This is a genomic window from Christensenella sp. (assembly GCF_034927525.1).
In the GTDB taxonomy this organism is placed as follows: Bacteria; Bacillota; Clostridia; order Christensenellales; family Christensenellaceae; genus Christensenella.
Genome location: NZ_JAYFPU010000005.1, coordinates 1 through 6,128 on the forward strand (window position 1 = coordinate 1; position 6,128 = coordinate 6,128).

7 protein-coding genes and 1 pseudogene are annotated in these 6,128 nt (G+C 48.9%); 6 read left to right on the plus strand and 2 right to left on the minus strand.

The window, feature by feature from the left end:
* The 6 genes and pseudogenes from VB081_RS00085 to VB081_RS00110 all read left to right on the plus strand — a co-directional run.
* Nucleotides 1–269, plus strand: a pseudogene (locus VB081_RS00085) (orotidine-5'-phosphate decarboxylase); the annotation flags it as partial.
* A 27-nt stretch (nt 270–296) separates the two neighbouring features.
* Nucleotides 297–1,367, plus strand: coding sequence for a carbamoyl phosphate synthase small subunit (locus VB081_RS00090; RefSeq protein ID WP_323398829.1), 1,071 nt, complete (start codon nt 297–299; stop codon nt 1,365–1,367).
* On the plus strand, nt 1,360–2,139 hold the full coding sequence (locus tag VB081_RS00095; RefSeq protein ID WP_323398830.1) for a dihydroorotate dehydrogenase electron transfer subunit: 780 nt from the start codon (nt 1,360–1,362) through the stop codon (nt 2,137–2,139). The genes VB081_RS00090 and VB081_RS00095 overlap by 8 nt, the downstream gene beginning before the upstream one ends.
* Nucleotides 2,132–3,043 carry a dihydroorotate dehydrogenase gene (locus VB081_RS00100; RefSeq protein ID WP_323398831.1) on the plus strand — a complete coding sequence of 304 codons (912 nt, stop codon included), beginning with the start codon at nt 2,132–2,134 and terminating at the stop codon, nt 3,041–3,043. The genes VB081_RS00095 and VB081_RS00100 overlap by 8 nt, the downstream gene beginning before the upstream one ends.
* A 21-nt stretch (nt 3,044–3,064) precedes the next feature.
* The gene (pyrE, locus tag VB081_RS00105; RefSeq protein ID WP_442872687.1) at nt 3,065–3,649 is read left to right on the plus strand and encodes an orotate phosphoribosyltransferase; all 585 of its coding nucleotides are present in this window, start codon (nt 3,065–3,067) and stop codon (nt 3,647–3,649) included.
* A gap of 223 nt (nt 3,650–3,872) precedes the next feature.
* Nucleotides 3,873–5,063, plus strand: a complete 1,191-nt coding sequence (locus VB081_RS00110; RefSeq protein WP_323398833.1) for a GBS Bsp-like repeat-containing protein — start codon at nt 3,873–3,875, stop codon at nt 5,061–5,063.
* 72 nt (nt 5,064–5,135) lie between these two features.
* Here the strand turns inward: VB081_RS00110 and VB081_RS00115 are convergent, their stop codons facing one another.
* Complete coding sequence (locus VB081_RS00115; protein ID WP_323398834.1) at nt 5,136–5,753, minus strand: hypothetical protein; 618 nt, start codon at nt 5,751–5,753, stop codon at nt 5,136–5,138.
* Nucleotides 5,750–6,128: NFACT RNA binding domain-containing protein (locus VB081_RS00120; RefSeq protein ID WP_323398835.1), on the minus strand; the 379-nt coding region annotated here is incomplete at its 5' end. The genes VB081_RS00120 and VB081_RS00115, both read right to left, overlap by 4 nt.

Genomic DNA, 6,128 nt, shown 5'->3' on the forward strand with positions numbered 1-6,128 from the left:
AGCAGGCGGAAAAGATCCGCGAAAAGCATCCGGCTATTTTTGTACTGATTCCCGGCTATGGCGCACAGGGCGGCAGTGCACAGGGACTGGTGCCAAATTTCGACAAGCAGGGCCTTGGGGGCGTGGTCAACAACTCGCGTGCGATACTGACCGCTTACCAAAATGAAAAGTATAAAGGCATGGACTTTGCAAAGGCGGCGCGCCAGGCGACGCTCGATATGCAGCAGGATATCCTCGAGACGTTTGCTAAAAACGACATCGGGTATTAAACCAACAAAGCGGGGGAGCAAAAACAAATGGCTTATCTAACACTGGAAGACGGGACGATCTTCAAAGGAGAGTCCTTTGGAAAACAGGCGGACGTAATGGGGGAAGTCGTTTTCAATACAGGCATGACAGGGTATCAGGAGGTTCTCACAGACCCTTCTTATTGCGGACAGATCGTAACGATGACGTATCCGCTGATCGGCAACTACGGGATCGATGAAGACATGTCGGAGTCGGACAGGCCGAAGGTGAGCGCATTCGTTATGCGTGAAAAATGTAGTGAGCCTTCTAACTGGAACTGCAAGATGACGCTCGAAGAATACCTTGATAAAAACAATATCATTGGACTTGCGGGCATCGATACGCGCGAACTAACAAGGAAGTTGCGCGATAAAGGGACGATGCATGGCATCATCACACAGGTTCCGCCGTCCTCTATGCAGATCGACGAAATGAAGAATTATAATATTGAACTTCCGGTAGAGCAGGTGACGTGCAAGGAAAAATACCAGTATTCTCAAGGTAGCCGCAGACTGGCAGTGCTTGATTTTGGCCTCAAACGCAACATCTTGCGCAGCTTAGAAAAGCGCGACTGCGCGCTCACGGTTTTTCCGGCGCTCACTGACCCCAAAGAAATACTTGCAGGAAATTTTGACGGGCTGATGCTGACAAACGGCCCGGGCAACCCGAAGGACAACGGACAGATTATTGAGAATCTCAAGCAGCTGATCGGCAAGATGCCGGCATTTGGCATTTGTCTGGGGCACCAACTCGTAGCGCTTGCGATGGGGGCGGATACGGAAAAGCTCAAATACGGACATCGCGGCTCCAATCATCCAGTGAAGGATATGCAGCGCAATAAGGTGTTTATCACGTCGCAGAACCACGGCTATACGATCATGAGCCGCTCGCTTCCTGCGTGCGCTGTCGTATCGCACAAAAGCTGGAACGATCAGACGATCGAGGGTGTGAAATATATCGGTTACCCGATGTTTACGGTGCAATTCCATCCGGAGGCCGCGCCGGGGCCGGAGGACACGGCATACTTATTTGACGATTTTATTGAGATCATCGACAGGGAGAAGGCAAAACATGATTAACAAACATACGATCGAAAAGGTTCTGTCAAACGAGCTGATTGCGCATAACACATATCTTTTGAAGGTAACATGTACAGAAGATTTTTTACGCTACTTCCGCCCGGGACAGTTTGCCCACATCGAAATACCGCATGCAAAGGAACTTCTTTTAAGAAGGCCGATCAGCATCAATTATGTGGATGAACAAAAAAAAGAAGTGCATCTTGCCTATTGCGCGGTTGGCAAGGGGACAAAGCTGTTGTCACTGGTACAGGCAGGGGATATGCTCGATATCCTGATGCCGCTCGGAAACGGTTTTCAGTTAAAAGACGATATGAAAAAGGTATGGCTTATTGGCGGAGGGATTGGCATTGCTCCTTTAAAGTCGCTCAAGGTGAAATACCCGGACAGGGATTATACGGCCTTCCTCGGATACCGCAGCGCAAACTGTGTGTATGAGGTGCAGGATTTCGAAGGGTTTGCGGGAACGTACGTCACAACGGACGACGGGACGTTCGGCGAGCATGGCTTTTGCACGAATCTATTAAAGGAACGCTTGCGGGAAGAGAAACCGGACGTGATTTTGTCCTGCGGACCGATGCCGTTTTTTAAGTCGCTGGCGCGCGTGTTGGAGGGGACGGAAATCCCCGCATATGTTTCGATGGAACAGCACATGGGCTGCGGTACGGGCGGCTGTGCGGTATGTGTGTGCAAAATAAAGGGTCAGCACAAAAAGGTATGTATCGAAGGCCCCGTATTCGAAATGAAGGAGGTAGACGCGCTTTATGAGTGACATGAGAGTGAATATCGCGGGGGTAGAGCTCAAAAACCCTGTGATCACGGCATCGGGAACGTTTGGCTATGCGGAGGAATACAACCTGCATATGGATGTTTCAAAGTTGGGCGCGGTAACCTTAAAGGCCTTGACAAAAGCGCCGCGGCTGGGGAACCCACCGGTGCGTATTGCGGAGACGGCAAGCGGCGTGCTCAATGCAGTCGGACTGCAAAACCCGGGGGTGGACGAATTCCTTCGTTCCATCTACCCGCGTATCAAAAATTATGACACGGTCAAAATTGCGAACATAGCGGGTGCATCCGCTGAAGACTATGCCTATGTGGCGGAGCGCTTAAACGATACGAATATTGCGCTTTACGAAATAAACGTATCCTGCCCCAACGTAGCACAGGGCGGGGTGAGCTTTGGTACGGACGTATGCGCCATCAACGACATTGTAGGGGCGGTCAAACGTGTGGCGAAAAAACCGCTGATCGTAAAGCTGACGCCCAATGTCACAAAGGTTGCGGATATGGCAAAGGCGGCGCGTGACGCGGGCGCTGACGCGGTATCGCTCATCAATTGTATTACGGGCATGGCGATCGATGCAAGCACACGCAGACCCATCCTCGCAAACGTGACGGGAGGACTTTCCGGCCCGGCGGTCAAGCCGGTCGCACTGCGTATGGTGTGGGAGGTCTACAAAGCACAGTTAGGTATCCCGATCATCGGCCTAGGTGGCATTATGAGTGGCGAGGATGCAGCGGAATTCATGATCGCTGGCGCGAGTGCCGTTATGGTCGGCGCGGCGACAATGCGTAATCCTTCGGCTTCGGCTATCATTTTAGACGAGCTGGAGCAATACGCAAACAACATGGAGATCGTGAAGATCAGCGAGCTTACAGGCACGCTGAGTATATAGAAAAGGTGGTATGGTAATATGATGACGCGTGAAGAGATCATTGCGGTTTTTAAAGAAAAAGAAGTGATGCTTGAGGGGCATTTTTTGCTCACGTCGGGCAGGCATTCAGATAAGTATATGCAGTGTGCCAAGCTGTTCCAATATCCGGACGTATCGGAGCTGATCTGCAAGCAGCTTGCGGAGCAGTTTTCGGATATGAAGATCGATCTTGTAGTGGGGCCGGCTGTGGGCGGTATCATCATGGCCTATGAGATGTCGCGCCAGCTTGGCGTGAAGAACATCTTTGCAGAGCGCGAAAACGGCGATATGACGCTGCGCAGAGGCTTTAGCGTCGAGCCGGGCACAAGAATACTAGTGACGGAAGACGTTGTAACGACCGGAGGTTCTGTCAAAGAGGTTATTACACTGCTTAAGGGCATGGGCGCGGAGGTCGTAGGCGTGGGAAGCGTCGTCGACCGCAGCGCGGGCGGCGTGGATTTCGGCGTACCGTTCCGTGCAGTATTATCGATGGAAGTGAAATCGTACGATCCGGACGAATGCCCCATCTGTAAAGCAGGAGAAACGCCGCTTGTAAAACCGGGCAGCAGGAAGCTTTTAGTTAAATAATAGTCCAAGGGATAAAATTGAAATTGATAGTGAGAAAAAACACGAAATGTAAAAATTCGTGTTTTTTATATTGAAGTTCTGCTATTAAAAGATTATAATTAGGATATTCAATTTATGATATAGATTACAATTTTTTTTAATATCTGATTAAGCAAGTTTGTCTGATTTTTTATTTTAGCTAGATATATTTTTTATTGTTGGAAACAACAAAGGGGGGGAAAATATGAAAAGCAAAAAATTAGTTGCAATATTGTTGGTTCTTTTGATTGTGTTAGGTTCATTTGGAACTGCATATGCGGCAGAAATGGAATCATTACCTGCGCCGAGCGAGAGCAATGCACCTGTGCCGGGCGAGAGCAATGCACCTGCGCCGGGCGAGAGCAATGCACCTGCGCCGAGTGAAAGCAGTGCACCTGCGCCGAGCGAGAGCAATGCACCTGCATTGTCTGAAAATGGGAAATTTGATGCGGCCTCTGAGCCAATGGAGGTACAGCAGGAACCATCTTCTCGCGGGGTGAGTATTACGCCTATCGGTGTAACAGGGCTTGAGTTCCATGTAGGAGCGCTGGGCGTCAACGGACAAGGCGGAGTCAGGGAAGTGGCGTTTGCCGTCTGGAGCGAGAAGACGGGCGACGTTAAATGGTATATTGGGAATGCCTATGGCGGTGGAGATTATGGTGCTGCAGTATCCGCGGTCAATCATGGAAAACAGACAGGGAAGTATTATGCCCAATTATATGTGACAGATAACTTTGGTGTACAGAAAATGGTGGGCCAGTCGATTTATACTATTACAGAAGACTCTAAGCCACCAGATGCGAGGCAGGTACGTGCAGATAATTTCGATGCAGTAGGACGCTATAAACATATTGTAGCAACGGGCGTTTCAGATCCTTCGAGCGTTTATGCTCTTTATGCAATCGTGTATAATGAGGAGCAAGGAGAAGATGTATATTACCTAATGGATCAATATGATAGCAGCACATGGGGTTTTCTTGTGGACTTAAGCGAGTATAATTTTCATGGTGGAAATTATCGAGTGAATGTATACGGAATGGATGGGCGTGGCAACGAAGGAATAATAGGTAGCACTAGTTTTTATGTTACTCCTGCGGTAACGTCAATCAGTTCGTTTGATGTCTATACATACAGTTATGACTATGATATCCTTTACGTAAAGGGTGTAGAGTGTAATTTCGGGGTTGATGAAGTATGGGTATATGCGTATAATGATGCGTTAGGCGAGGACTATGGTGTTTGGTACATGATGGACTATAAATGGCCCTCTTGGCAGACAAGAATTTGGTTTGAAGATCTTGGTAATTATGCATCTATATATCATGCAGATGTGTATGTCTTAGATGATCGCGGTGGTTTTACGTACACGGATACTGTAAGTTGGAACAGTTATTAATAAAGTAATAGCTAAAGCAACAAAGCCACGCATTGATGCGTGGCTTTTTGCTTTAAATAAAAACAAAAAATATCAACGCAAAAGGAAATGCCCTTGCAGATCCTTGGGCGGCAGGGCTGTAAGCGCAATTTCACCGGGACGGCGTAAAAACCGTTGCAGCCACTTGTTGAACGGCCAAATCGCTGTGATATTCCTGGGTAGTTCCTGAAAGAAATACTCGTTCTTGTCATATAAAGATAGCTGCATCGTGCCTTTACCGCTGTTTTTTTCGCCAAGATCGGCGTAAAACCCGCGTATCTCGCGCCCGAACAGGTTATCGGCACAGATCATGCAATATTTACGTGTCAGTACAGTAGGCGGGATCCTGCGGCGTATGATGGATTCGATATGGAAGTCACATTCATAATACGCGCGCGTGGTGTCGTCCGGATAAAAAGTGTAGGCGATCAGCTTTTTGATGGTTTTCTGCTCATACCACAAAAACATCGACTCATTCAGCTGTACATAATCCCAGCCGTTGCCCACCGGCGTCATTTGCAGCTTGATACGGTTTTTGTTGGAAAGCGAAAACCAGCCGTTCGGCGAATGACCGCGCTTGATGATATACTTGTCAAGGAGCGCTTCGTTTCGGTTTTCATTCATATCCGCACCGGAATGGGCGAATATCTCATAAATCTGCTCGGCAGTCACTGTGCGTCCTCCGCTTGTGGGATGTGCCCCTTGCCCGCATCCACATATACAGTAAAGTAATCGTCGTAGATCATCTTTCCAGGGCGTGCGCCCGGTGGTTTTTTCAGATTTTTGCGCTGGGTATAATCGACAGGCGTCTTGCCTGATTGCTTGGCACGCGAATGCGCTGCCGCGAGCTCTGCCGCCATGACGACTGTTTCATCGTCAATGTCATTGAGCTCCGTACCATTGGTAAGCAGCAGAACATGCGACCCAGGCGTTTTTTGTGCATGAAACCAGATGTCGGCCTTATCTGCGATGCGCATGGTCAGGATATCGTTCTGGCGGTCATTCTTTCCTACCAAGATCATATAGCCGCTGGGCGACAGATACGTG

Bases quoted from the DNA above. Each gene is read 5' to 3' on its own strand.
- VB081_RS00095 (WP_323398830.1), top strand. From the start codon at position 1,360: ATGATTAACAAACATACGATCGAAAAGGTTCTGTCAAACGAGCTGATT.
- pyrE (WP_442872687.1), top strand. From the start codon at position 3,065: ATGACGCGTGAAGAGATCATTGCGGTTTTTAAAGAAAAAGAAGTGATG.
- VB081_RS00100 (WP_323398831.1), top strand. From the start codon at position 2,132: ATGAGTGACATGAGAGTGAATATCGCGGGGGTAGAGCTCAAAAACCCT.
- VB081_RS00090 (WP_323398829.1), top strand. From the start codon at position 297: ATGGCTTATCTAACACTGGAAGACGGGACGATCTTCAAAGGAGAGTCC.
- VB081_RS00110 (WP_323398833.1), top strand. From the start codon at position 3,873: ATGAAAAGCAAAAAATTAGTTGCAATATTGTTGGTTCTTTTGATTGTG.